Origin of the sequence: Streptomyces inhibens (assembly GCF_003389455.1) — a bacterium.
Classification (GTDB): Bacteria; Actinomycetota; Actinomycetes; order Streptomycetales; family Streptomycetaceae; genus Streptomyces; species Streptomyces inhibens.
Genome location: NZ_QUAC01000172.1, coordinates 1 through 24,900, shown reverse-complemented (window position 1 = coordinate 24,900; position 24,900 = coordinate 1). Strand labels below are relative to the sequence as shown.

The following is a 24,900-nucleotide window of genomic DNA, read 5'->3' as shown; positions in this document are numbered from 1 at the left end:
GGGAGCGGGTGGGGCTGGCATGTCAGCTACTAACAGCGGTAGGAGGCCTTACATTCCCGGGGGTGTTGCTTTGTTCGGGGCTGGGGCCGGTTCGCGTTCGCTTGGTGGGTGGGGGGCCGGAGGGGACACCCGGTAACCCGTCCTCGGCGCGGGCGTCGCGGACGGGTTTCGGTGCGGCCCCTCCGGCCCCGCGGCACACAGCGAACCCCGCGAAGCGCCAGCCCCCACTACCTCGGCTACGCCCCGCCCAGCAGATCCAGTTCGGTGGTCAGGTTGCGGCGGGCCGTGTGTTCCCAGAGGTCGTAGCCCATGGGGGTTCTGAACAGGCGGGGTAGGGCGAGGAGTTGGCGTAGTACGGCGGAGCGGCCGGTGGTGAAGGCGGGGTCGGGGACGAAGGCGTACTCGGTGCGGACCGCGGCGGCGTAGGCCGCGTACTGGTCGGGTGAACCGGCGAGTACGGCGAGGTCGGCGTCGCACAGTACCTCGCCGTCAGGGTCGTCGGGCGCCGGATCGTGCGTGACGGTGAGCCGTACCAGGCGCGCGACCTCGGCCGTACGGGCCGCCCCGATGCCCAGTTCGGGCAGCGCGCGCTCGGCGAGGGCCGCGCTGCGTTCCTCGTTCTCGGAGCGGTCCGGCCGGTAGACCGCGTCGTGGAACCAGGCCGCCAACTGGACGACCGCCAAGTCGTCGGCGTGATCGGCCAGTTCGTCGATGCGGTCGAGGACCGCGGCCAGGTGATCGACGGTGTGGTAGCGGCGGTGCGGCTCGCTCCATCGGGACAGGAGGTTGTCCGCGTACGGGGCGGGGTCGGGAGCCGGTGCGCCTCCGGGGGCCGCGGGCTTCCTGGAGCCGCGGGCCTCGGCAACGGTGGCGGCCCAGCGCCGGTGCAGCTCCGGTGCCGGGTCGGTGGTGTCTGCCGTACGGGACACGGGGGTCATGCGAAACATTGTGCCCTGGGGGCGGGGGGACGGGTGTGGCCTACGGGGTGCTGGGCGCAAGGTGGCCGGGTAGGTGGGGCGTATGGGCGGATTTCGGTCGGGCGGGTGGTGATATGGCCCCCGGAGTGCCGGGCGGCCTTAGGCTGGGATATTGGACTAGACCTCTTGTTGTCGTCTGTGCCATCTCTCTCGTTACGTCGTCACCGAAGGATTGGGGTCATATGAGCAAGCGCGCGCTGCTGGAGGTGATCGCGCTCGGCCCGGAGGATGCGGTCGCTGCCGAGGCCGGCGGGGCCGACCGGCTGGAACTTGTCACCGATATGGCGGCCGATGGGCTCACCCCGTCCCGGGCCACCTTCGCGGCGATCCGGGCGGCCGTAGACATTCCGCTGCGGGTGATGCTGCGGGCCGCCGACGGGTTCGCGGCCGGTGATGTGGCGGCGCTGTGCGAGAGGGCCGCGGCGCTGCGGGCGGAGGGTGCCGAGGAGTTCGTCCTCGGATTTCTGACGCCGGACGGGCGGCCGGATCTTGCCGCGGTGGGCGCGCTGGCCGAGGTGATCGACGGCTGCCGGTGGACCTTCCACCGGGCCATCGACCGGGCCGCCGACCGGGACGCGCTGCGGAAGGAGCTGGCGGGGGCGGCGGGCACCGCGGGGCTCGACACGTATTTGACGGCCGGTGCCGCGGGGGGTGTCGACGAGGGGCTGTCCACGCTGCTGGCCGAGCAGGCGCGTACGGCGGCGGGCGAGCCCGGGTATGCGCCGCGGATCCTGGTCGGCGGTGGGCTCGGGCTCGGCCATGTGCCGGCGTTGCGTGCGGCCGGTCTCGACGCGTTCCACATCGGGGGCGCCGCCCGGCCCGCCGGCTGGTCCGCCCCGGTGGAGGCGGCAGCCGTACGGGAGTGGCGGAAGGCGTTGGATCTGCCGGTGGTTCAGCGGGTCTGAGCGGATGGTGTGGGCGGGGTGGGGGTGGGTGCGGATACGGCTGGGGCTGTGGGGGCGGTGGACGGCTGCGGTGTTGGTGGTGTGGTTGGTGTGGGCTGGGTTGTCTGCGCTGTGGTGTGGGGTGTGGGCGTCCTGTGGCGGGTGGTGAGTGCTGCCAGGGTGAGTGCCACGAGGGTCAGTGCGGTCGAGGCGAAGGGGAACCAGCGGTCGCCGAGGACGGTGAGGGCGAGGCTGCCGACGCCGCCCGCGGAGGCCACGCCCAGGTAGAGAGCGCTGCTGTTGAGGGAGATCAGTAGTGGGGCGTTGGGTGGGTCGATGGATGCCAGGCGGTGCGGCAGTGCGACCGCGACGGCCCAGCCGGCGAGGGGGGAGATCGCGGCGTAGATCAGTGCGGTGGTCATTGTTGTGGACGCCCAGGGGAGGGCGAAGGAGAGCGCCGCGGACACCGTGCCGCCGGTGAGCAGGACGACGCGTGTGCCCAGGCGGTCCACGGCCCGGCCGCCCAGCCAGTTGCCGGCGACCGAGGCGACGCCGGTGACCAGCATGATCAGGCTGAGCCGCCCGGCGTCGCCGCCGGTGGCGGGGCGTACCGCCGTGCCGAGGTAGATGTAGACCGTGTTGATGGCCAGGAAGAACACCAGGGTGGTGGTCGCGGCGCCCAGGACACGGCGGTTGCGCAGCGGGGTGAGGCGGGTGCGCAGGTCGGGAGCGGCGGTGGGCGCGGGGAGGCCGCGCATCAGGAGGGCGAGGCCGAGGAACGCCGCGGCTCCCAGGGCGACCACCAGCCACATGGTCAGCCGCCAGTCCGTACGGCCGATGTAGGTGCCCAGGGGGACGCCGAGTGCGGTGGCCACGGTCATGCCGCCGAGGACGGTGGCCAGCGCGCGGCCGCGGCGCTCCGGCGGTACGAGGGTGGTGGCGACGGCGTTGGCGGTCGGGGTGTAGAGCGCGGCGCCGGCCGCCGCGAGTACCCGAGTGGCCAGCAGGGCCGGGTAGTTGGGCGCGATGGCGCTCAGCGCGTTGGCCACGGTGAAGACGGTGAGCGCAGTCAGCAGCACGCGGCGGCGCGGCAACCGGGCGGTGGCGGTGGCGAGGACCGGGGCGAGCACTGCGTAGGACAGGGCGAAGACGGTGACCATCTGGCCGGCCGCGGGGACGGAGATGTCCAGGTCGCGGGCCATGAGGCCGAGAATGCCGGCCATCACCATGGAATCGGTGCCCACGGCGAAGGTGCCTAGGGCGAGCAGAAGCAGACGGAGACGCACGGGTGTCCTTCCCGGTACGAGCGTGGCGGGGTAGGCAGCGAGGTAGGTTTGATGTGCGTCAAACAATAGAGAGTGTTTGATGGATGTCAAACAGTTTGCTGGAAATAGAGTGGGTGGGTGAGTGAGAGGCGCATGAGGACGAGGAGGCTGTGGTGAGCGGCGACGGTGACGATGCGGGTGCGCTGCTGGATCAGCCCGGGAGCGGGGAGATCGAGCTGGTGAAGGTGCTGCATGCGCTCGGGGACCCGACGCGGCTGCATCTGCTGCGGATCTACGCGAGCGGGGAGCAGTGCGACTGCTCGTCGGAGCGGCTGGGGCTCGGGCATCTGCACAAGTCGACGGTGTCGCACCATATGCGGATCATGCGAGAGGCCGGGATCACCTCCACGCGGGTCGTCGGACGCAACCGCTATGTGCAGCTGCGCCGCGCCGACCTCGACGCGCGGTTTCCCGGCCTCCTGGATGCGCTTCTCAAGTCCCTTGAGGTGTAAGGGAGTTCCGGGTCGGTAGGTGTGCGACTCCGGCGGTCCCGGTTGATCCGCGTCAGTGGTCGGAGAGCTGGTCCGGCAGGGGTGCCGCGTGGATCACCGTCAGGCCGGACACCGGCCGGGTCAGGCATACGTACAGACGGCGGAGCCCGGTGCGTTCGTCCGGTTCGCCGTCGACGATCGCGGCCGGCTCGTCCAGGACCACGTAGTCGTACTCCAGACCCTTGGCGAGCGTGGCGGGCACCAGCGTCAGCCGGGACTCGGCCGAGGTCTCCTCGCCGGGGGCCAGGCAGGTCACACCGGCCGCCTCCAGGGCCGCGCGCAGCGTCGGAATACGGGCTTCCGCGGCGATCAGGCCGATCGAGCCCTCCTTGGTCAGCGCGTCGTCGCAGGCCGAAAGGGTGGCGGCGGTCAGCTCCGCGGGCTCGACCGTACGGATCTCGAAGTCGCCCGCCGACTCACGGATCGACGTGGCCTCCGTCAGGTCGGGGGCGATGGCCGGCAGCAGCCGGGACGCGTAGGCGATGACCTCACGCGGTACGCGGAAGCCCTGGGTGAGCTCCTCGACGGTCGAGCCGGGCTTGCCCAGGTGGGCCAGCGCCTCCTCCCAGGTGTCGGTCGCCCACGGGGTGGTGCCCTGGGCGATATCGCCGAGGATGGTCGCCGAGCCCGTCGAGCAGCGGCGGCCGACCGCGCGGTACTGCATGGGGGAGAGGTCCTGCGCCTCGTCCAGGACGACATGGCCCAGTGAGTGCGTGCGCGCGACCAGGTCCATCGCCTCGTCGATCAACACCGCATCCGCGGAAGACCACTTGGCGCTCTTCACGCTGCGGGCCGGCTTGGTCCACAGGATCGTCTTCTGCTCCTCGGGCGTGAGGATGTCCGCCGCCTGCTCGGCCAGGAATTCGGCGTCGCCCAGCAGACGCAGCACCAGCTTCGCCGGATCGACCGGCGGCCAGACCGCCTTGACCGCGGCCTTCACGGCGGCATTACGGGCCACCGCGTCCTGCACCCGGTCGTCCGGCGCCTCGCCGGCCTGCTCCATCCGGACGAGGACGGCATGGGCGATCCGCTGCGGCAGGGCCTCGCGGGCCGCGCCGTAACGGATGTCGCGGTCCATCAACTCCTTGACGATCTCTTCGAGTTCATACGCCGGGACGCGCCAGCGGCGGGAGCCGCGGACCACCATGCAGGGCTCCTGCGGCATCGTGATGTGCGAGCGGACCGCCCGCCGCAGGACCTCGGCCATCCGTGCGTCGCCTTTGACGGTCGCGGCGGCCGCCTCGTCCGTGCCGCGCACCTCCACATGCCCGACCAGGTCGTCGACCGTGGCCTGCTTGACCTCCAGCTCGCCGAGGGCCGGCAGCACCTGCTCGATGTAGTGCAGGAAGGAGCGGTTCGGGCCGATGACGAGGGTGCCGGAGCGGGCCAGCCGCTCGCGGTGCGCGTACAGCAGATACGCGACACGGTGCAGACCGACCGCCGTCTTTCCGGTGCCCGGCGCACCCTGGACGCAGACCGAACCGCCGATGCCGGCGCGCACGATCTCGTCCTGCTCGGGCTGGATCGTGGCGACGATGTCCCGCATGGGGCCGACGCGCGGGCGCTCGATCTCCGACTGGAGGAGCCGGCTGGTCTGCTCGGCCTCTGCCGGGTCGGTGAGGTGTTCGTCCTCGTACGCGGTCAACTCGCCGGCGGTGTAGCCGAATCGGCGGCGCAGTCTGAGGTCCATCGGGTCCTTCTTGGAGGCCCGGTAGAACGGCTGGGAGACGGGCGCGCGCCAGTCGATGACCATGGGGTCGCCGTCGGCGTCGTGGACATGCCGTCGGCCGATGTAGAAGTCCTCGCCCTCGGCGCCCTCGGCGAGGTCGATGCCCGGTGCGTGGAGGTAGTCGAGGCGGCCGAAGAAGAGGGGGGTGTGGGAGAGGTCGGCGAGCGCCTTGATGCGGGTGTCGATCTCGCGCTGGAGGACCTTGGCGTTGACCCAGTTCGCGGTGACGTCGGCGATGTTCAGCGCCTCGGCGTCCTCGCGCATGGCGCGCAGGGCGGCGCGGGAGGCGGCGAGATGGGAGCGTTCGCGCCCCAGGGGGTCGTCGTCGCCTGGGTGGGGGTGGTGGTCGGCTGACGGGCGGGCGTGCGAGGGCACGGCGTTGCCTCCGGTGGCATGTACTGCGGCGGGCGCGCACCGTCGGGAGCGGGCGCGGCGGGCCGGTATCGGTGCGTAGCGCAGGTCATGCGTTGCGCGGGTCATCGGCGTGAAGCGAAGGGCCGACCGGTTTCCGACCGGGCGGCGGCACTCCTCGGCGGGAGGCAGGCAGACGCGCGATTGTAGTCAGCGGCTCAAGAGCGCGCCAACGGATTTTCGGCGGTATGCGGGCAGCCGTACCCGTGGTGGACAACCCTGAGAACCGTCCGTCTCCCGTAGGGGACGGGGTGGGCCTGGAGTCTGACGTACGGACCGCGCGGGATGGAACCATGGACCGATGTGCTGCAATCGCGTGAAATCCATCATGGAGACATGAGCAGCGCAGCGATTCCTCCGTCTCCCCTCCACCCCGCCTCCCTCCACCCGGTCAAGGGCGCCACGGCCCTCGGTTCCGACTCCGCCGGTGGTGCGGCAGCCGTCCACGAGCACCGCTATTTCGTGGGCAACGCACTCCGCGCGATCAAGGTCTTCGCCACGGCTGCCTTCAGCGTCGCCGTCATGGGCGAGTACGCGGACGACTGATCACCAGGCACCGCGACACGGGCCGGTGCACGGCCGCCGGATGTCGCCGTGCGCGTACACCACACGACTCCGTCCGCACACACCGAGCACAATCACGACGAGGAAGGCACATTGATCACGTACAAATCATGCGTAAAGCGCGCACGATCACGCGCGAGAAGCCGACTCCCTGTCGACATCCGGATGACCGGAAACCGTTACGGACGGTCGGCCTCGATCCACTAGCGTCGCCGCAGAGGGCGCGCTCAGGGCGACGAGGAGGGGTCAACGGGTGTCTGCCGCCGACGGGACGCGGACGTGGACGTGGAGACAGACCTGGGCCCAGAGCACCACCAGCCCCCGCCGCCTGGCGCTCGCCGCCGCGCTACTGGTGGCATCGTTCGCCGGACTGTGGGTGCTGTACAAGGTCCAGCCGCTGCCGATGTCCGACATAGTGGTCTACCGCGCCGAGGGCGAGGCCGCCGCGGCCGGCGGTGATCTCTATGGCTTCACGGTCACCAAGTGGGCGCTTCCGGCCACCTATCCGCCCTTCGCCGCCCTGCTCTTCATCCCGACGACCTGGCTCTCCCTCGGCACCCTCAAAGTCGTCTGCGTCCTCGTCAACGCCGCCCTTCTCGCCCTGCTGATCCACCTCTCCTGCAAGGCCGCCGGCCTGCGCAAGGCCGCGCACACCGCACCCGTCCTCCTCGCCGCGACCGCGCTCGGGCTCTGGCTCGAACCGGTCTTCCAGACGTTCGTCTTCGGCCAGGTGAACCTCGCGCTGACCTGCCTGGTCCTGTGGGACCTCGGGCGCCCGGACGGCGCCCGGTTCAAGGGGTTCGCCACCGGCATCGCGGCAGGCATCAAGCTCACCCCCGCGATCTTCGCCGTCTATCTCCTCATCACCGGCCGGGTGAAGGCCGCCTTCACCGCCCTCGCCGGGTTCCTGTGCTCGGTGCTGCTGGGCTGGCTGGTCCTGCCCGATGCCAGCATCGAGTTCTGGACCCGGCGGATGTTCGAGACCGGCCGGGTCGGCAAGGTCTGGATCGTCGACAACCAGTCCCTCCAGGGCCTGATCAGCCGGGTGCTGCACAACCCCGAACCAGGCCTCCTGTGGGCGGTGCCGGCGCTGCTGACCGCGGTGGCCGGCCTCTATGTGGCCCGCCGCGTCCATCTGCGACGCGGCCTGGACACCTGGGGCGTGCTCTGTACGTCCGTCACGGCGCTGCTGGTCTCACCGATCAGCTGGTCCCACCACTGGGTCTGGTGTGTCCCCCTGCTCATCGCGCTCGCCGCGCACACCCGGCGCCACCCGTGGCGCCGGGCGCTGCTGGCCGCCGTCACCCTCGCCTTCACCGTCCGCACGATGTGGATCGTGCCGCACGCCGGCGACCTCGACCTGCACTTCTCCTGGTGGCAGCTGCCGCTCGCGGCCCCGTACCCGCTGCTCGGGCTCGCGCTCCTGGGGGCGCTGATGTGGTGGACGCGGCAGACCGCCGATGCCGAGGGAAGCCCCGGCGCCCCGGGCGGCCGCATCCCGTCGCCGCGCCTCGACCACGAGCTGACCACCCGGTCGCGGGCGGTCTGAGCCGGGCGGCGGACCGCACCGGGGTCGTTGCCTCAGACGTCCTCGTCCGCCGCCAGCAGCTCGTCCGCGTCCACGATCCGGTACGCGTAGCCCTGCTCGGCCAGGAAGCGCTGACGGTGTGCGGCGAAGTCCTGGTCGATGGTGTCGCGGGCGACGACCGAATAGAAGCGCGCCTCGTGGCCGTCCGCCTTGGGACGCAGCACCCGGCCCAGCCGCTGGGCCTCCTCCTGGCGCGAGCCGAAGGTGCCGGACACCTGGATCGCGACCGTCGCCTCCGGCAGATCGATCGAGAAGTTCGCCACCTTCGAGACGACGAGCACCGAGATCTCGCCCTCCCGGAACGCGCCGAAGAGCTTCTCCCGCTGGGCGTTGGAGGTCTCGCCCTTGATCACCGGCGCGTCCAGATGCTCGCCCAACTCGTCCAGCTGGTCGATGTACTGCCCGATGACCAGGGTCTGCTCGCCCTGGTGCCGACGGACCAGCGCCTCGGTCACGAACTGCTTGCTGGCGGTGGTCGCGCAGTAGCGGTACTTCTCCTCGGTCTCGGCCGTCGCGTACGCCAGCCGCTCCGAGTCGGTCAGATTGACCCGCACCTCGACACAGTCCGCGGGCGCGATGTACCCCTGCGCCTCGATCTCCTTCCACGGCGCGTCGAACCGCTTGGGCCCGATGAGGGAGAAGACATCCGACTCCCGGCCGTCCTCCCGCACCAGCGTCGCGGTCAGCCCCAGCCGCCGCCGCGCCTGCAGATCGGCGGTGAACTTGAAGACCGGCGCGGGCAGCAGATGCACCTCGTCGTAGACGATCAGACCCCAGTCCCGGGAGTCGAACAGCTCCAGATGCGGGTAGACGCCCTTCCGCTTCGTGGTCAGCACCTGATACGTCGCGATGGTGACCGGGCGGATCTCCTTCTTCGTCCCGCTGTACTCGCCGATCTCGTCCTCGGTCAGCGAGGTCCGCTTCACCAGCTCGTGCTTCCACTGCCGGGCCGAGACCGTATTCGTGACGAGGATCAGCGTGGTGGCCTGCGCCTGAGCCATCGCACCGGCCCCGACCAGCGTCTTTCCCGCACCACACGGGAGTACGACCACACCCGAGCCGCCGTGCCAGAAGCCCTCCACGGCCTGCTGCTGATACGGCCGCAGCGCCCAGCCGTCCTCGCGCAGCTCGATCGGATGCGCCTCACCGTCGACGTAACCGGCCAGGTCCTCGGCCGGCCAGCCCAGCTTGAGCAGCGTCTGCTTGATCTGCCCGCGCTCGGAGGGGTGGACGACGACGCTGTCGGCATCCAGCCGCGCCCCGACCAGCGGCTGCACCTTCTTCGACCGCAGGATCTCCTCCAGCACCGGGCGGTCGGTGCTGGTCAGCACCAGCCCGTGCGCGGGGTGCTTGGTGAGCGTGAGCCGCCCGTACCGCGACATCGTCTCCGCGACATCGACGAGCAGCGCATGCGGCACCGGATACCGCGAGAACTGCACCAGCGCGTCCACGACCTGCTCGGCGTCGTGCCCGGCCGCCCGCGCGTTCCACAGGCCCAGCGGCGTCACCCGGTACGTATGAATGTGCTCCGGCGCCCGCTCCAGCTCGGCAAAGGGCGCGATGGCCCGCCGGCAGGCGTCCGCCAGCTCATGGTCCACCTCCAGAAGCAGCGTTTTGTCGCTCTGGACGATGAGGGGTCCGTTCACGCGCCTCGCCTTTCGCTTCCCGGCCGTCGATCACAGACATCGACCGCAGACCTCGACCGCACATACGGCCAAACGTCCAGTGTGCCGCATCGCGGCCGTGACCCGTTAGCGACCGGTTCAGATGCCTCCGCACGCCGGCCCTCGACGCCGTCGCCGACGCCGCCCTCGCGCAGGGCGGTGCCGAGATTGTTCAAGGCTTCGGGCCTGAGTGTCGGGAACGATGTCGCATCACTGCTTCGGTGTTCCCGCAGCGCGCCGTGCAATACCGCCGTCGCCCGTTCCTGGACGTGTCCACATACGCTCGGGAGCACTCGGAGCGCATGCATCGCCCCAGCCTTGCTCCCCCTTCCCAGCACAGGACGAAGGCAAGACCACCAGCGGTGACCGCCTTGACCCGGGAGAGCACGTCAGCCGAGTCGGGTACGAAGTGAAGATGAGGTTGGAGGCCGTCATGGGTGCTCACCCATGGACGGATTGTCGCCTCCACCAGCAGGTCATTCACAGCTGAGCACTGCTCGGCCGAATCTCCGGAACGAAACGCGCGTGCCAGTTGATCCCGCCAGCGTCGAAAGCCTTCCACATCGGCATCGACGACTTCCGGGCGACGGATTTCGTGTGCCTCAAGAAGGTTTTGAATGCTTGCGGCGTCCGTCTCGGACAGATTGATCAAATCGGCCGACAGCACAGCCCCCAGGCGGCCGTAATGATTTTGCTTCACATGACCTTCTCGGGTGTTACGAAACCCCACGGTCAGCGGTCCGGCCATTTCCGTTCGGGCTTACCTGGATCAGCTGAAAGTCGGAGCGGGCGATGATCCATCCAATGGTGTTGCACCACAGGTACCGCACCATTCCTTCGGACGTGGAGTGTTCTGATATCGGTCGGCATGATGCGGAGGAAAGGCCACATGCGGGGCACCACCACGATTCACACTGCAGATCTGGGACTCGTGCCATGTCCGCCAGGGTGCGGTCATGGGTCAAATACATTCAACCATTACATCTTCGGCATGCGCAGGCCGCCGGAGCGCTGATCCCTGAGCGGAGCTTCTGGAGCATGCGGAAAGCCGAGGCGGCCGCTTTTCGTGACGAGGCGGACGTCGGTGGTGCGGGACAGGCGCGGGACCGTTAGCGATGGATGGCCGGGCCCTGTGCCGCAAGGAGGGTCTGCCAGGTGCTGAGGTCGGCGACGCCGGTCGTGGGGAGGGCGTGGGCGTGCTGGAAGGCTTCGAGGGAGCGGGTGGTTGAGGGGGTGAAGATGCCGGTGATGTCGGTGGGGGTGCCGGTGTTGTTCAGGAGGTACTGGAGGGCCAGAACCGCCGGCTTCGCGTCGTTGTGGGAATCGACGCGGATGATCAGGTGCGACCAGGTCTGGTCGCCGACCTTGCCGTCGGCGAGCAGGCCATGGTCGGCCTGGAACTTCTTCACGGCGGCCACCGTCGCGACGCCGAAGTCGCCGTCGGCCTGCACGTCGTAGTGGTGGGCCTGGAGCAGGTACTGGACCGTGCGCGCCGACCACAGCAGGTGGCCCTTGCGGGCCAGTGGCCAGCCGGAGACCGCCGGGCGGGCGGAAGCCGCCGCGGCGGCCGGGACCTCCGGCTCGTCCGGACCGGAGCGGTGGGCCAGCACGCTCCAGCCGAGGCCGATGCCGGTGCCGAGGGTGAGGACGGCCAGGAGGGCGAGGGTGGTGCGGGGGGTGGCCTTCCGGCCGGGGGCGGGCGTGCGGTGTGGGGTGGGTGTGTGGTGTGGGGCGGGCGTGCGGTGTGGGGTCGGGGGTGGCTCGGCCGGGGTGGCGGCCGGTGTCGTGGCCGATGCCGTCGCGGCCGGTGGTGTCGCGTCCGGTGTCGTTGTGGCCGGCGCCTCGTCGGCCGTACGGGGTGATTTTCGGGCCGGTAGGGCCGCCGCGGACTCGGCCAGTGTGCGGGCCCGGGAGAGGTCGGCGTCCGGTGCGCGCAGGACCGTGTGGAGGAGTTCGACGGTCTTGAGGGGGGCGGTGGAGGGGTGCTTGGGGTTGAGGTAGCGCGAGAGGGTGGTCTGGTCGATGCCCAGGCGTCCGGCCAGGGACTGCTGGGTGGGCTTCGGGCGGCCGTCGCGTGCTGACAACTCCCACCAGGTCCTGAGCAGTTCGGCCAGTGCCCGGCCCGCGTCCCGATCCGCTCCGGTTGGTCCCGTCATGCTTCCCCCGGGTCGTTCGTGTGTCCTCAAGTTGTGCCGCTCTGCCGCGTACGTCTGCATAGACGCAGGTCGGAGCGGTGCATCAGGCCGCTGCATCGATGCATGAGCCTGAGCCCGGCAGATCGTAGTGAAGTCCCCTGCTGGTGCTGCATGGTTGAGGGGCGAGGCCGGCCGAGCCCCGCACCTCCCACTCCGCTCCCATCCCTGGCCAAGGGTTGCTCCGGCCTGCGCGGATCCGGCGGCGGAGATCTCCAACGGACCTTTGCAGCAACGAAACGAGGGAACCGACCATGCCCCTGACATCACCCGATCGGGTAAGGACCGCCCTTGCCTGTACGGCACTTGGCGCCGCGTTCGCCGCTTTGGTGACGGTCGCGCCGGCGGCGCAGGCCGCTCCGCCCTCGTCGTACCCGGTAGCCGGGGTGGACACCAGCCACTACGACCACGGGCGGGGGAGCAGGAGCGGATCGACTGGAACCGGGTGGCGAGGGCCAACAGCTTCGCGTTCCTCAAGGCCACCCAGGGCCCCCGCGACGCGGGCAGGGACCGGTGGTTCCGCCGTGACTACGCGGCGGTGTCCCGTACGTCGCTGCTGCACGCGCCGTACCACTTCTTCGACCCCAAGAGCACCACCGACGGCGCCGCCCAGGCACGGCAGTTCATCACCACCGTCCGCGCGGCCGGCTACCGCGGCAACCGGGCCGGCGAACTGCCGCCCGTCCTGGACGTGGAGAAGGTGCAGCGCAACCGGAAGGAGGTCTGCCCCGGCGCGCTGCGCCCCCAGCAGCTCACGGTCTTTCTGCAGGAGGTGCGGAAGGCCTTCAAGGTCACCCCGATCGTCTACACGCGGGCGTCGTTCGTGAAGGAGTGCATGGGCGGCAAGGGTCAGGTCTTCGCCGGGTATCCGCTGTGGCTCGCGCGCTACGGCAGTGACGCCGAGGAGCCGCAGACCGTCCCGGGTGCCGGGCGCTCCTGGACGTTCTGGCAGCACACCGACCGCGGCAGCACGCCCGGCATCCCGGGCACCGGCGGCCGCGGCACCAGCGACCGCAATGTCTTCCGCGGCAGCCTCGCCCAGCTTCGGCAGATGGCCGGCTGACCACCGGCCGAGGCGCGTCGACCGAGGCGCGTCGACCGAGCGCCACCCGAAAACCACGCCCGACAACCGCATCGCACCACCGCACCTGACAAGGAGTCACCCATGCCCGTCAGCACCGTCAGCACCGTCAGCACCGTCAGCACTGTCAGCACCGTCGCACCGCGCCTGATCGCCGGAGCCGTCGCCCTCGCCGCCCTCATGGGCACCGCGGCCAGCGCCTCGGCCACCACGGCCCCGGCCACCCCGAACCGGGCCGTGCAGGCGAAGCAGATCCTGCGTACGAACGGGATCTCGCTGGCCACCACCCACGTCAGCCGCCCGCACGGCGCGTCCACCGCCCGGCAGAACATCATCGACACCGCCAACGGCAGGGGCGCGCTCACCAGCCCCTGGGGCGACCGGCCCAACCGCCGGGTCGCGCTGGACACCCGGATGCTGAACGGGCTGCTGAAGCTGCGGACCCAGTACGGCTACCGGGTCTCGGTCTCCGAGATCGTCGGCGGCGACCACAGCTCCCGCTCCAAGCACTACGCCGGGCTCGCCTTCGACATCAACTACATCAACGGCCGCCATGTCGGCAGCGGTGCCCCGCACCGGGCCCTGATGACCGCCTGCAAGAAGCTCGGTGCGAAGGAGGTACTCGGGCCGGGAAGCGCCGGGCACAGCACCCACGTCCACTGCGGCTGGCCGCGCTGAACCTGCGCTGATCCAGCGCGGATCCTGTGATGCGCGCGCGGACCCTGTGATGCGCGCCCGTGCCCGGCCGTCCCGAAGTGGCGGCCGGGCACCGGCATGTCCCTCAGACCGAATCGTCCGCCAGCTCCGCCACGCCCGTGATCCGGTGGAGCGGGTACGTACGGACCTCGTCGGAGGTGTGGTCGTAGGCCGTCACAAACCCGCCCTCGACCCGTACGGGGGCGATCACGCGCTGGCTGGCGGCGCCGTCGGCGTTGACGTAACCGATCCAGACCGCTGAGTTGGTCAGGACCGCGGCCTGCATGGTGGCGAGGGTCTCGGCGGAGGTGGTGCGCGGGAGGGCGCCGGGGGCCGGGGCCTGGGCGGGGGCGTGGACCGGCTTGCGTTCCGCGGTGGCGGCGAGGTCGCCGGCGCGGATGGCGCGTACCGCCGCTTCCAGGAGGGTGCGGTCGGGGGACGGCGGGCCGTCGGGGACCGGGGTGGGGGCGGTGCGCGGGGCGGTGCGGTAGGAGTCGGCGCGGGCGATCAGGACATCACCGGCGGCGGACTCGGCGGCCGGGGCGTAGCCCATCGCCCGCAGGCCCTCCAGGAGTTGGTCGGGGGCGGTCTGGGCGGCGAGCACCGTCGGGGCGAGGCGGCGCAGGCGGAGCGGGGCGGCGCGGCGGTCGGCGAGGATCTCGGAGAGCAGCGCGTCGTCGTCGCAGCGGACGTACGCGGCGGCCGCGCCGATCCGCAACTGGCCGTGTTTGCGCGCCACATCGTCGATCAGGTAGGCGAGCGGCTGGGGGACCGGGGTGCGCGAGTGGGTGCTGAGGAACTCCCGCAGCTCGGCGGCGGACCGGCCGGCGTCCAGGGCGCGGCGTACGGAGGCGGGCGTGAAGCGGTAGACCGTGGCGCCGCCCTTGGACTCGATGTCGGCGAGCACCCCGAGCGCCTCGGCGAGCGGGCGGTGCAACGGGCCGGGGGCGACGGCGGTCAGGTCCGCCTGGAGGAGGACATGGTCGAGAGGTTCGGGCAGCAGGGGGGCGAGGAGCGCGGCGGCGCGGGTCGGGGCGGTGTCGGTTTCGGCGGGGGAGGGGACGCCGGCCTCCGACGTGGTGGCGATCAGGGCGCGGCCGTGGGTGGAGAGCGCACCGCGTCCGGTCACGCCCAGCAACTCGGACTCGGCCAGTGCCCATTGGGCAAGACGCGAGCGGAGGTCGTCGGCGGGGGCGGAAGGGGAGCCGGCGAGGGAGGGCGTGCTCGGTGAGCCCTCGCCGACGGCTGTCGCGGTCGGACCCGCCACCACCCCGGCCCCCCGCAGCGGGCGCTCCCACCGCAGCCGGGTCAGCACCGCCGTCGCCGGTACGGACGTGCCGGGCGGCAGATCGGCGAGGAGGGTGAGGGCGCGGCGGCGCACCTCGGGCGCCGGGGAGCGGTCGAGATGCGGGCCGAGGGCGGCCAGTGCGCGGCCCTTGGCGTCGGCGGTGCCGACCACGCCCGGGGTACGGGTCGCCGGCAGCCAGGCGGCCGCCAGCACCGCCCAGCGCTCATGGTCGGGCAGCTGTAGCCACTCCTCGGCGGCCGGTGTGGCCGCGAACCGCTCGTCGGCCTCGCCGTCGGGGGCGATCAGCCCTGCCCCGTAGGCGAGTTCGAGCCAGAAGGCGGCCAGCTGCTCGGTGGTGTCCAGGGCGGCGGCGGTGCGCTTGAGGTCGCGGACGCTCATGCCCCCGGCGCGGAGCACGGGCGGCCCGCCCAGGTCCCACTCCTTGAGCAGCTCCTCGACGGTCGCCAGCGCGGTGAACGCCTGGCTCGCGGCGGCGTTGTCCACAAGCTGTGGATCGCGTTCCGTGGTGGGCGCGAGGGTGGGCGGCAGCGGCTCAGGGGTGCGGTGGGCGCGCCCGGCACGCAGATGGAGCGCCGTCTCCCGCGGCAGTACGACATTGCGGGCGCCCGCCGGGATCAGCAGGCCCCGGTCCAGCAGCCACTGCAGATGCGGGGCCGGACGGTCGGTGACACCGCCGTACGGCGGGCCCCACAGCAGCTTGTCGAGGACGGCGACGGATTCGGCGGGCGCGGTGTCGAGCAGCGCCGCCATCCGGGCACGGTCGGAGAAGAGCGCGGTCAGCGCGGCGACCGCGGTGACCGGGTCATGGGTGGTGGGCAGCCCGGCCGTGGAGATGATCTCCTGCAACCGCCCCGGCGACATCCCGGCCGTGGCCTCGGCGACGCTCGGGCCCAGGCCGGTCGGCGACGGGTGCGCGGCACTGGGCATGAGCAGCTCACGGGCCGTACGCACCAGCCGCAGCCGCTCGTCGGGACCCCACACCAGTGCCTGCGCACGCAGCTCCGCCACCGCCCGCGGCAGCTCGGCGGCGACCGCCGGGTCCCCGGCGTCCCCGCCCATCAGCGCGCCCAGCGTCGCGTACGGGCACGGGTCCGGCGCCACCGCCAGCGCCTCGGCGCTCTGCAGCGCGAACCGGTCGAGCCGCTCCACCGCCCGGACGACCGACGCCCGCGTCCCGGCCCGGGTGGCCAGCTGAGTCACATCGCCCGGCACGGGATTGAGCAGGTCGGGCCGCGCCCGCAGCAGCCCGATCAGCCCGCTGTCGGTGCGGGTCCTGAGCTCCTCGGCGAGGGTGCGCGGTGTACCGGTGGTCATTCGTCCTACGTTAGCGGGGCGAGGGATGCAGGGGGACCGGGTGGCGGTACGGCGCCGGCAGATCGCGGCCATGACACCCGTACGCCGCCCCGCCCCGCCCCCGCCCGCCTGCCGCCCGGTCGAAGGGGGAAGGGGTACCGTCGAGGCAGCAACCAGCGGACGCCGCAGGGGATTTCGTGGGGATCGAGAGCGATCAGCTCGTCTTTGACTATCTGAGCCGGGTCGGCGACCTGGCCCAGCAGCGGGGGCTGCCCTCCGCCACGCGTATGCAGCTGGTCAGCAGACTCCGGGCCGAGATAGACGGGCAGAAGGCCGACTCGGTGTCCGGGGTGAAGCGGGTGCTGGCGCGGCTGGGGACGCCGGAGGCGGTGGTCGCGGCCGCGGGGAGCGCGGACGACCGGGTGCCGGGGGCCTCCCGGGCCGGTTCGGGCACGGGACAGGCTCGGGCGGAGACGTCCGCCTCGGGCGCCGGGCCCCAGGTGCCGATCGCCCCGCAGTCCGCGCAGCCGCCGCGGCCGGCCGATCCGCCACCGCCGCGGACCACCGCGTTCGAGAAGCTCAGCAGTCTGGCCTGGCGCAGCGGGCTGACCGGCAAGGCGTTCGCGAACGGCAGGGCGAAGGCGAACGGCAAGGTGCCCGCGCCGCGCGACGGGGCGGCGGACAGCGCGCCGGCCGCCGGGCTGCCACCGCATCTCGCCGGCACCGATGAGTTGGGTGAGGCGAGCGATGCGCCCGACTGGTGGCGGGTGGAGCCGTCGCCGTTCGGGGCGGGGGAGACCGTGCCGGGGTTCGTCGGCGGGATCGAGATCCCGGAGATATGGGACCGGCCCAAGGGTGAGCGCCCGCTGTCGTTGAAGAAGGACGGCGACGGTGCGGAGGTTCCCGAGGGGGAGGAAGAGCAGGGCGCGGCCGACGGAGAGGCGGCGGAGGGGGAGCGTCCGCTTCCCGGGCTGCTGCGGCGGGCGCTCGCCCGGCGGCGCGGCGCGGCGGCCGACGCGCCGGCCGAGGACGAGGGCGCGGCCGAGGTCGAGGAAGAGGAGGCCGCGGCACCGGTCCCGCTGCGCGCATGGCTCAGCCCGGTCCTGACGCTGGCCGTGCTGCTGCTGGTGGCCGGTGCGGTGCTGGGGTCGTGGTTCGCGCTGGCGGGCGGCTGGGCGCTCGCCTACGTCTCGCGGCGGCTGACCCGGGCCGAGGCCAAGTTCGCCGCGCTCGGCGTGCCGGGGATCGTCGTCGGTGGGCTGGTGGTGTGGCTGTGGGGCCGGTTCGACGGGCGCTGGGGCGAGCCGATCGCCCAGGGCCGGCTGGGGCCGGAACTGGCCGCCGGGCTGCCGGTGATGGCACGGGTCGCGGCCGTCGCCTCGGCGCTGTTCCTGCTGTGGCGGATGCGGCGGGCAGCGCGGTGAAGCGAGCGGGTGAGCCGCCGCTGGTCTGCGACGGCTCACCCACCCCGCTCACTTCTTCACGAGCCGCTGCTGCACCTCGGCCAGGATCTTGTCCGCCGCCGTGTAGCCGATGCCCTGGATCCACAGCTGGTCGTCGACGCGGAAGGACCGGCCGCCCGTGACGGCCCGCATGTTCTTCCACAGGCCGCCGCCGGTGACCTGGGCCTCCTTGGACTTCTCCGGGCTGCCGTAGGACGCGTAGAAGACGGCGTCGGCGTCGGCCTTGTTGATCTGTTCGGGGCTGACCTCGGTCATCAGGTCGTCCTTGGCGCCGGTGACGACATCGGTGGGGCCGGTGCCGATGTCGGCGAGGACGGTGCCGATGTAGCTCCGGCAGCCGTAGATACGGGTGTCGGCGCCCTCGACGAAGCGGACGATGTTGGTGCGGAGCGCGCCGGCCTTCGCGGGGCCGCCGAGCGCCGTGGTGACCCGCTTCGCATGTGCCTCGTACGCGGCCACGGCGCGCTTCGCCTCGGGGATCTTGCCGAGCGCGTCGGCGTGCGTGGCGAAGTTCTGCTTCCAGGGGTAGCCGGTGGTCTCGGTCATCACCGTCGGCGCGATCTTCGTGAGCTGGGCGTAGCGCTGTCCGTCGCGGACCTTGCTGGTCAGGATCAGATCGGGGTGGAGCGCGGCGACCGCCTCCAGGTTCGGGGCGCCGATCTTGCCGACGTCCTTGATGCCGGCGACCTTGTCCTTGGGGAGGTAGTCCAGGAAGCCGGAGGCGACGTCCGAGCGGGTGGCGCCGACCGGCTTGACGCCCAGGGTGATCGCCGAGTCCAGCTCGGCGGTGTCCAGGACGACCACCCGCTTCGGCGCGTTCGGCACCGTCACTCCACCCATTGCCGTCTTGACCGTGTGCCGTCCGCCGCCGGTCACCGGCGTGGCCCAGGTCGTGGTGGGCTGCTTCGGGCAGTCGGCGGCCTTGAAGGAGCCGTCGGAGCCGGACGCCGAGGAGTCGCCGGAGCCGCAGCCGGACAGCAGGAGGGCGGCGGCGACCGCGCCGGCGGCGGTCACGGCGGTGGTGGGGACGACGGCGGTACGGCGCCCGGCGGCGGTGCTGCCGCGCCCGGCGGCGGTGGAACGGAACATGACATGTCCTTTCGGCTCGGACGGCGAGAAGAACGGCTGAGCAAAGACGGCCCCGGTCAGCCCTGACGCGCCGGCTCCCACGGCCGCCCCGGCACGACCAGCGGCGACCCCGTCACCGGATCCGGCACCACGACCGACTCCAGCCCGAACACCTCGTGGACCAGCTCCGCGGTGACGACCTCGCCGGGGTGTCCCTGGGCGACGATCCGGCCCGCCTCCATCGCCACCAGGTGGTCGGCGTAGCGGGCGGCCTGGTTGAGGTCGTGCAGTACGGCGACGACGGTGCGGCCCCGGTCGTGGTTCAACTGCCGTATCAGGTCCAGCACCTCGACCTGGTGCGCGATGTCCAGGTAGGTGGTCGGCTCGTCCAGCAGGAGCAGATCGGTCTCCTGGGCGAGGGCCATCGCGATCCAGACGCGCTGCCGCTGGCCGCCGGAGAGTTCGTCCACCGCGCGGTCGGCCAGCTGCGCCACGTCCGTACGCGCCATCGCCTCGGTGACCGCGCGCTCGTCCTCCTGCGACCACTGCTGCCACCAGCGCTGATGCGGCTGGCGGCCGCGCGCGACCAGATCGGCGACGGTGATCGCCTCGGGTGCGACGGGGGTCTGCGGCAGCAGCCCGAGCGACTGGGCGATCTTCTTGGTGGGGATCCGCGCCAGGTCCGTACCGTCCAGGAGGACCGCACCGCGGCGCGGGCCGAGCAGCCGGCCCAGGGCGCGTAGCAGCGTCGACTTGCCGCAGGCGTTGGGGCCGACGACGACGGTGACCGCGCCGTGCGGCACGTCCAGGTCCAGGCCGTCGACGACCGTGCGGTCCTCGTAGGCGAGCGTCAGACCGCGCGCCGTCAGCCTGCTCGCACAGTCCGCGTCGCGGCCCGGTTCGTCCTGCCGTACGACGCTCTCGCCGGTCTCGGTCACGCATTTCCTCCTGCGGCACGGCCACGGACGCGATGGCCCCTGACGATCAGCCAGATCAGATACGGGGCGCCGACGGCGGCGGTCAGTACCCCCACGGGCAGCTCCGTCGGCGCAAAGATCTTTCGCGCGAGCAGATCGCCCAGGACGACGACCAGGGCGCCCAGCAGCGCGGAGCAGAGCAGCGGGATCTGGGCCGTACGGGCAAGGCGGCGGGCGATCTGCGGGGCGAGCAGCGCCACGAAGTCCACGGGGCCGGCCGCGCCGGTCGCCATCGACGCCAGGACCACGCCGACCGCGACCAGACCGAGGCGGGTACGGCCCAGCCGGATGCCCAGCGCGGTCGCGGTGTCATCGTCCAGCGAGACGGTCCGCTGGGCGCGCGCCGCCCACAGCACGCACGGCAGCAGCACCAGCAGCGCCCGGCCCAGGGGCGCCGCCTCCGCCCAGCCGCGCCCGTTGAGCGAGCCGGTCATCCACACCTGGGCCTGCTGGGCGACGAGATAGTCGCCCTTGGTCAGGAAGAGGTGGGTGACGGAGCGGAGCGCGACCGCGCAGCCGATGCCGATGAGGACGAAGCGGGTGGCGTGCAGACCGCCGCGCCAGGCGAAGAGATGGACCAGCCCGGCCGCCAGGACGCCGCCGGCCACCGACAGATACGGCAGGACGGTGTACGAGGTGATGCCGAAGGTCATCGCGCCGACCGTCAGCGCGCTCGCGCCCTGGGTGACGCCGATGATGTCGGGGCTGGCGAGCGGATTGCGGGCCACCGTCTGGATCAGCGCGCCGGCGACCCCGAAGGCCGCGCCGACCAGCAGGCCGACGGTCAGCCGCGGCAGCCGCAGCGTGCCGACGACCAGTTCCTGGGAGGACGGTCTGCCGAGGACGACGTCGAGGACGTCGGAGGGGGAGACAAAGCTTTCGCCGATGCAGAGGGAGGCGAGGCAGCCGGCGGCCAGCAAGGCGGTGAGTACCGCGGCGGTCCCGGCCGCACGCCGGTGCAGGAGGAAGGAGGCGCGGCCGGCGCGGACCAGGGCGTAGCCGGCGGGGCGTATCGGCCGCCGGGGAGCCGCCGCCGTCGAAGAGGCCGTCATGCCGCCACCGCCTTGCGCCGTACGAGAGTCACCAGGAACGGCACCCCGATCAGGGCGGTCATCACGCCCGCCGGGACCTCCGACGGCGGGAAGACGATCCGGCCGAGGGTGTCCGAGACCAGCACGATGACCGGGCCGAGCAGCGCCGCCATCGGCAGTACCCAGCGGTGGTCGCTGCCCACGATCGCGCGGGCGATATGCGGGACGGCGAGGCCGACGAAGGCGATCGGGCCGGCCGCGGCGACGCCCGCGCCGGTCAGCACGGTCGCCCCGAGCCCGCCCACGATCCGTACGGTGGCGACCTTCTGCCCCAGGCCCCTGGCGACGTCCTCGCCGAGCGCCAGCGCGTCCAGACCGCGTGCGACGGACAGCACGAGCACCGTGCCGGCCAGCAGGAACGGCCAGATCTGGGCGGCCACTTCGGCGTCCCGGCCGGTGAGCGAGCCGACCTGCCAGAACCGGAACTCGTCCAGGGCCGCGGCCTTGGTGGTGAGGACCGCCATCGTCACCGACACCAGGAGGGCGTTGATGGCGGCGCCGGACAGCGCGAGTTTGACGGGGGTCGCGCCGCCGCGGCCGCGGGAGGCGATGGCGTGGACGGCGACCGAGGCGATCCCGGCGCCGGCGAACGCGAACCAGACATAGCCGGTCAGGGTGTGGATCCCGGCGAAGGCGATGGCGATCACCACCGCGGCCGAGGCGCCCTGGCTGATGCCGAGGATGCCGGGGTCGGCGATCGGGTTGCGGGTGATGCCCTGCATGACCGTGCCGGCCATCGCCAGCGCGGCGCCGACCATCAGCCCGATCTCGGTGCGCGGCAGCCGCAGGAAGCGGACGACCTGGGCGGCGTCACTGTTGCCGCCGTGGACAAGGGCGTCGAGCACCTCGGACGGAGCGAACGGGCGGCTGCCGAGGGCCAGGGAGAAGAGCACCGCGAGCAGCAGGGCGAGCACCGCGACCGCCGTCAGGCCGAGCCGGCGGCTGTGCGTCCGGGGCTTCATATGTACGTCGCTCTTCGTGGTGGATGTCCGGAAGTTAGGTAAGGCAGGGCTAACGGTACGGGAGCCGCCGGTNCGGAAGTTAGGTAAGGCAGGGCTAACGGTACGGGAGCCGCCGGTGGCGCATCGATCGAGGGGCGGTGCCCGGACGACGGGCGGGCGTCCGGCCCGCTTGCGGCCGCGGGCACAATGGCACGCATGGCTGCGCACCCCCTGACGGTCGGATTCGACCTCGATATGACGCTGATCGACTCCCGTCCCGGCATCAAGGCGGCGTATCAGGAGCTGTCCGCCAGGACCGGCACCGTCGTCGACGCCGAGGCCGCGGTGACCCGGCTCGGGCCGCCGCTGGAGGAGGAGATCCGCCGGTGGTTCCCCGAGGAGCGGGTGGCGGAGATCAGCGATTTCTACCGCGAGCTGTACCCGGAGTACGCGATCGCGCCCACGCCGGCCATGCCGGGCGCCCGGGAGGCGATCGCCGCGGTGCATGCCGCCGGAGGCCGGGCGATCGTGGTGACCGCCAAGTACGAGCCGAACGCGAAGCTGCACCTGGCGCACCTGGGCATCGAGCCGGACGCGGTCATCGGCTCACTGTGGGCGGAGGCCAAGGCCGATGCGCTGCGTGAGCACGGTGCGCGGGTCTACGTCGGCGACCACACGGGTGATGTGCGAGGCGCGCACACCGCGGGCGCGCTGTCCGTCGCCGTCGCCACCGGCCCGTGCGACGCACGCGAACTGCTGGCGGCCGGCGCCGATGTGCTGCTCGACGACCTGACGCTCTTCCCGTCGTGGCTGGAGCGCTACGTCGCAGATGAGGCGGAAGGGGGCGAAGCGGCCTCCGCCTGACGGCGCTGAGCGACGGCGGAACGGATCACTCCGGCCGCCGCGACAAGGAAGCCGGCGCCCATGAGCATGCAGACCGCGTAGAAGACGGACGGCAGCGGATCGGTCCCGAGGAACAGCGGCATCACCGTGGCGAGAGTGGCCACTGCGCCAACTAGGAACATGATCGCGCCGATTCGGACCAGCAGATCCCCGGCCTGGGGAGTTTCGTCAGACACCTGACCAGGGTAAGTCCGGGCCAGAAGCACTGAGGATCCACCCGGCGGCGTCTTGCCACCGGCCTTGGGACCATTAGCCTTGGTGAAGGCGGGTCCTGCGGCCCGCTGCATTGCTATCCAGACCTGATTTTCTTCCGCAGATTCCGCAGTAGACCCAGCCCAGTTTTTTCCAACGAGTACGAGGACGAGGACAGACGTGCCTACCGGCAAGGTCAAGTGGTTCAACAGCGAGAAGGGCTTCGGCTTTCTCTCCCGCGATGACGGCGGTGACGTCTTCGTGCACTCGTCGGTGCTGCCCGACGGCGTAGCCGCACTCAAGCCTGGCCAGCGCGTCGAATTCGGCGTGGTCGCGGGCCAGCGTGGCGACCAGGCGCTGACCGTGACGCTCCTCGACCCCGCACCCTCGGTGGCCGCGGCCCAGCGCCGTAAGCCCGACGAACTCGCCTCGATCGTCCAGGACCTCACCACGCTCCTGGAGAACGTCACCCAGCAGCTGGAGCGCGGCCGCTACCCCGACAAGGCGCACGGCGCGAAGATCGCCGGCATGCTGCGCGCGGTCGCCGACCAGATGGACGTCTGAGCGAGCCGGCCCGGAGAGGCCGGCTCACCCAGCCGGCACACTCACCCGAAATTCAACGCATCGCGGCCGAGGGGCGGAACCAGCCCCTCGGCCGCGGCGCGCGTGAGCAGCCCGCGCACCGCGGCATAGCCGTGCTCGCCGAGGTCGGCGGTGAACTCGTTGACGTACAGCCCGATGTGCTGGTCCGCCACCTTCGGGTCCATCTCCTGGGCGTGCTCCAGGACGTACGGGCGGGAGGCCTCGGGGTCGTCCCACGCCATCCGGACCGAGGTGCGGATCGCCGCCGCGAGATCGTGCAGCGTCCGCTCACCCAGCGACCGCTTGGCGATGATCGCGCCGAGCGGGATCGGCAGGCCGGTGGTGGACTCCCAGTGCTCACCCATGTCGGCCAGGCGGACCAGGCCGTAGTTCTGGTACGTGAAGCGCGCCTCGTGAATGACCAGGCCCGCATCGACCTTGCCGTCGCGCACCGCCGGCATGATCTCGTGGAACGGCAGCACCACGATCTCGCCGACGCCGCCCGGCACCTCCGCCGCGGCCCACAGCCGGAACAGCAGATACGCGGTGGACCGCTCGCTGGGCACCGCGACCGTTTTGCCGGCCAGCTCCGCGGCCGAGCCCTGCTCCTTGGTCAGCACCAGCGGCCCGCAGCCGCGCCCCAGCGCCCCGCCGCAGGGCAGCAGCGCATAGTCGTCCAGCACCCACGGCAGCACCGCGTACGACACCTTCAGCACATCGAACTCACCGCGCTCGGCCATGCCGTTGGTGAGGTCGATATCGGCGAAGGTGACCGCGAGCTCCGGCGCGGCCGGGACGCGGCCGTGCGCCAGCGCGTCGAAGACGAAGGTGTCGTTCGGGCACGGCGAGTACGCGATGTTCAGCGGCCGGGTCACGGGGTCCTCCTCGGGGATGGTGCCGGTTCCGGAGCCGGCCCGGGGCGATCCGCACGGCGGGCCCCGGCGGCCAGCGCTCCGGGGAGCGTACGGAAGGCGTCGGTCAGGGCGGTGAGCGCGTCCTTGATGCGCCAGGCGGCGCGGTCGCGGGGGCCCACGGCGTTGGAGACCGTACGGATCTCCAGCACCGGCACGCCCTGTGCGGCGGCCGCCTCGGCGACCCCGAAACCCTCCATCGCCTCGGCCAGCACACCCGGATGACGCTCCGCCAGCTCAGCGGTCCGCGCGGCGCTGCCGGTGACCGTCGAGACGGTGACGACGGTGCCGCGCGCAGCGCCGGCCGCCGCCGCGACCGCCCGCACAAGCTCCGGGTCGGGGCGGTGCGCCACCGTCCCGAAGCCGAGTTCGGTGACCGGGGTGAAGCCGTCGGGGGTCTCGGCGCCCAGGTCGGCCGCGACGATCGCGTCCGCGACCACCACCGAGCCGAGCGGGGCGCCGGGCGCGAAGCCGCCGCCGATACCGGCCGAGACGACCAGGTCGTAGGGCCGTCCGGCGAGCGCGGCGGCGGTCAGCGCGGTGGCCGCGCCGGCGGCCGCGGCGGCCG

General features: G+C 72.0%; 23 protein-coding genes. 9 read left to right on the top strand and 14 right to left on the bottom strand.

From position 1 onward, the window contains the following. Window positions 1–236: 236 nt before the first annotated feature. A complete protein-coding gene (locus DY245_RS21940) occupies window positions 237–938 on the bottom strand; it encodes an HD domain-containing protein (protein WP_128508952.1) in 702 nt (233 codons plus the stop codon). 221 nt (window positions 939–1,159) lie between these two features. On the opposite strand from DY245_RS21940, the gene DY245_RS21935 reads away from it, so the two are divergent. After that, a complete protein-coding gene (locus DY245_RS21935; RefSeq protein ID WP_128508951.1) occupies window positions 1,160–1,882 on the top strand; it encodes a copper homeostasis protein CutC in 723 nt (240 codons plus the stop codon). Here DY245_RS21935 and DY245_RS21930 read toward each other — a convergent pair. Next, window positions 1,870–3,147 carry an MFS transporter gene (locus DY245_RS21930; protein ID WP_128508950.1) on the bottom strand — a complete coding sequence of 426 codons (1,278 nt, stop codon included), beginning with the start codon at window positions 3,145–3,147 and terminating at the stop codon, window positions 1,870–1,872. The two genes, DY245_RS21935 and DY245_RS21930, sit on opposite strands and share 13 nt — an antisense overlap. Window positions 3,148–3,299: 152 nt before the next feature. Between DY245_RS21930 and DY245_RS21925 the strand changes: the two genes are divergently transcribed. Further along, window positions 3,300–3,638: an ArsR/SmtB family transcription factor gene (locus DY245_RS21925; RefSeq protein WP_128508949.1), complete on the top strand. Its 339-nt coding sequence runs from the start codon at window positions 3,300–3,302 to the stop codon at window positions 3,636–3,638. A gap of 52 nt (window positions 3,639–3,690) precedes the next feature. Here the strand turns inward: DY245_RS21925 and DY245_RS21920 are convergent, their stop codons facing one another. Further along, window positions 3,691–5,781 (bottom strand): HelD family protein, encoded by a 2,091-nt coding sequence (locus DY245_RS21920; RefSeq protein ID WP_128508956.1) that lies wholly within the window; start codon window positions 5,779–5,781, stop codon window positions 3,691–3,693. A 372-nt stretch (window positions 5,782–6,153) separates the two neighbouring features. Between DY245_RS21920 and DY245_RS21915 the strand changes: the two genes are divergently transcribed. Both DY245_RS21915 and DY245_RS21910 read left to right on the top strand, forming a co-directional pair. Next, the gene (locus tag DY245_RS21915) at window positions 6,154–6,363 is read left to right on the top strand and encodes a hypothetical protein (protein ID WP_128508948.1); all 210 of its coding nucleotides are present in this window, start codon (window positions 6,154–6,156) and stop codon (window positions 6,361–6,363) included. A 271-nt stretch (window positions 6,364–6,634) separates the two neighbouring features. Beyond that, window positions 6,635–7,930: a glycosyltransferase 87 family protein gene (locus DY245_RS21910; protein WP_128508947.1), complete on the top strand. Its 1,296-nt coding sequence runs from the start codon at window positions 6,635–6,637 to the stop codon at window positions 7,928–7,930. 32 nt (window positions 7,931–7,962) lie between these two features. Here DY245_RS21910 and DY245_RS21905 read toward each other — a convergent pair whose 3' ends face one another. From DY245_RS21905 to DY245_RS21895, 3 genes are all read right to left on the bottom strand, one after another. Beyond that, the gene (locus DY245_RS21905; RefSeq protein WP_128508946.1) at window positions 7,963–9,615 is read right to left on the bottom strand and encodes a DNA repair helicase XPB; all 1,653 of its coding nucleotides are present in this window, start codon (window positions 9,613–9,615) and stop codon (window positions 7,963–7,965) included. Window positions 9,616–9,805: 190 nt separating this feature from the next. Then, window positions 9,806–10,381: a CGNR zinc finger domain-containing protein gene (locus DY245_RS47560; RefSeq protein ID WP_280524990.1), complete on the bottom strand. Its 576-nt coding sequence runs from the start codon at window positions 10,379–10,381 to the stop codon at window positions 9,806–9,808. Between the two features lie 361 nt (window positions 10,382–10,742). After that, window positions 10,743–11,789: a peptidoglycan-binding protein gene (locus DY245_RS21895; RefSeq protein ID WP_128508945.1), complete on the bottom strand. Its 1,047-nt coding sequence runs from the start codon at window positions 11,787–11,789 to the stop codon at window positions 10,743–10,745. A gap of 481 nt (window positions 11,790–12,270) precedes the next feature. Between DY245_RS21895 and DY245_RS21890 the strand changes: the two genes are divergently transcribed. Both DY245_RS21890 and DY245_RS21885 read left to right on the top strand, forming a co-directional pair. Further along, the gene (locus DY245_RS21890; RefSeq protein ID WP_244943185.1) at window positions 12,271–12,888 is read left to right on the top strand and encodes a glycoside hydrolase family 25 protein; all 618 of its coding nucleotides are present in this window, start codon (window positions 12,271–12,273) and stop codon (window positions 12,886–12,888) included. A gap of 102 nt (window positions 12,889–12,990) precedes the next feature. After that, window positions 12,991–13,584 carry a hypothetical protein gene (locus tag DY245_RS21885; RefSeq protein WP_128508944.1) on the top strand — a complete coding sequence of 198 codons (594 nt, stop codon included), beginning with the start codon at window positions 12,991–12,993 and terminating at the stop codon, window positions 13,582–13,584. 103 nt (window positions 13,585–13,687) lie between these two features. On the opposite strand, the gene DY245_RS21880 is transcribed toward DY245_RS21885, so the two are convergent. Next, on the bottom strand, window positions 13,688–16,225 hold the full coding sequence (locus DY245_RS21880; protein ID WP_128508943.1) for a helicase C-terminal domain-containing protein: 2,538 nt from the start codon (window positions 16,223–16,225) through the stop codon (window positions 13,688–13,690). Window positions 16,226–16,401: 176 nt separating this feature from the next. On the opposite strand from DY245_RS21880, the gene DY245_RS21875 reads away from it, so the two are divergent. Next, window positions 16,402–17,628 carry a hypothetical protein gene (locus DY245_RS21875; RefSeq protein ID WP_128508942.1) on the top strand — a complete coding sequence of 409 codons (1,227 nt, stop codon included), beginning with the start codon at window positions 16,402–16,404 and terminating at the stop codon, window positions 17,626–17,628. A 48-nt stretch (window positions 17,629–17,676) separates the two neighbouring features. Here DY245_RS21875 and DY245_RS21870 read toward each other — a convergent pair whose 3' ends face one another. The 4 genes from DY245_RS21870 to DY245_RS21855 form a co-directional block, all read right to left on the bottom strand. Next, a complete protein-coding gene (locus tag DY245_RS21870; protein WP_128508941.1) occupies window positions 17,677–18,756 on the bottom strand; it encodes an ABC transporter substrate-binding protein in 1,080 nt (359 codons plus the stop codon). A gap of 56 nt (window positions 18,757–18,812) precedes the next feature. Next, complete coding sequence (locus DY245_RS21865) at window positions 18,813–19,604, bottom strand: ABC transporter ATP-binding protein (RefSeq protein WP_128508954.1); 792 nt, start codon at window positions 19,602–19,604, stop codon at window positions 18,813–18,815. 65 nt (window positions 19,605–19,669) lie between these two features. Continuing rightward, window positions 19,670–20,764, bottom strand: a complete 1,095-nt coding sequence (locus tag DY245_RS21860; RefSeq protein WP_128508940.1) for a FecCD family ABC transporter permease — start codon at window positions 20,762–20,764, stop codon at window positions 19,670–19,672. Next, complete coding sequence (locus tag DY245_RS21855; protein WP_128508939.1) at window positions 20,761–21,765, bottom strand: FecCD family ABC transporter permease; 1,005 nt, start codon at window positions 21,763–21,765, stop codon at window positions 20,761–20,763. Before DY245_RS21855 ends, DY245_RS21860 begins: the two co-directional genes overlap by 4 nt. A 195-nt stretch (window positions 21,766–21,960) precedes the next feature. On the opposite strand from DY245_RS21855, the gene DY245_RS21850 reads away from it, so the two are divergent. Next, window positions 21,961–22,608, top strand: coding sequence for an HAD family hydrolase (locus DY245_RS21850; protein ID WP_128508938.1), 648 nt, complete (start codon window positions 21,961–21,963; stop codon window positions 22,606–22,608). Here the strand turns inward: DY245_RS21850 and DY245_RS21845 are convergent. Continuing rightward, window positions 22,563–22,823, bottom strand: coding sequence for a hypothetical protein (locus DY245_RS21845; protein ID WP_181923804.1), 261 nt, complete (start codon window positions 22,821–22,823; stop codon window positions 22,563–22,565). The two genes, DY245_RS21850 and DY245_RS21845, sit on opposite strands and share 46 nt — an antisense overlap. A 196-nt stretch (window positions 22,824–23,019) precedes the next feature. Between DY245_RS21845 and DY245_RS47555 the strand changes: the two genes are divergently transcribed. Beyond that, a complete protein-coding gene (locus DY245_RS47555; protein ID WP_128508937.1) occupies window positions 23,020–23,403 on the top strand; it encodes a cold-shock protein in 384 nt (127 codons plus the stop codon). Between the two features lie 41 nt (window positions 23,404–23,444). On the opposite strand, the gene DY245_RS21835 is transcribed toward DY245_RS47555, so the two are convergent. Both DY245_RS21835 and DY245_RS21830 read right to left on the bottom strand, forming a co-directional pair. Then, the gene (locus DY245_RS21835; RefSeq protein ID WP_128508936.1) at window positions 23,445–24,296 is read right to left on the bottom strand and encodes a 1,4-dihydroxy-6-naphtoate synthase; all 852 of its coding nucleotides are present in this window, start codon (window positions 24,294–24,296) and stop codon (window positions 23,445–23,447) included. Further along, window positions 24,293–24,900 (bottom strand): futalosine hydrolase (locus DY245_RS21830; protein ID WP_128508935.1); only part of this gene is annotated, 608 nt, incomplete at its 5' end. The genes DY245_RS21835 and DY245_RS21830, both read right to left, overlap by 4 nt.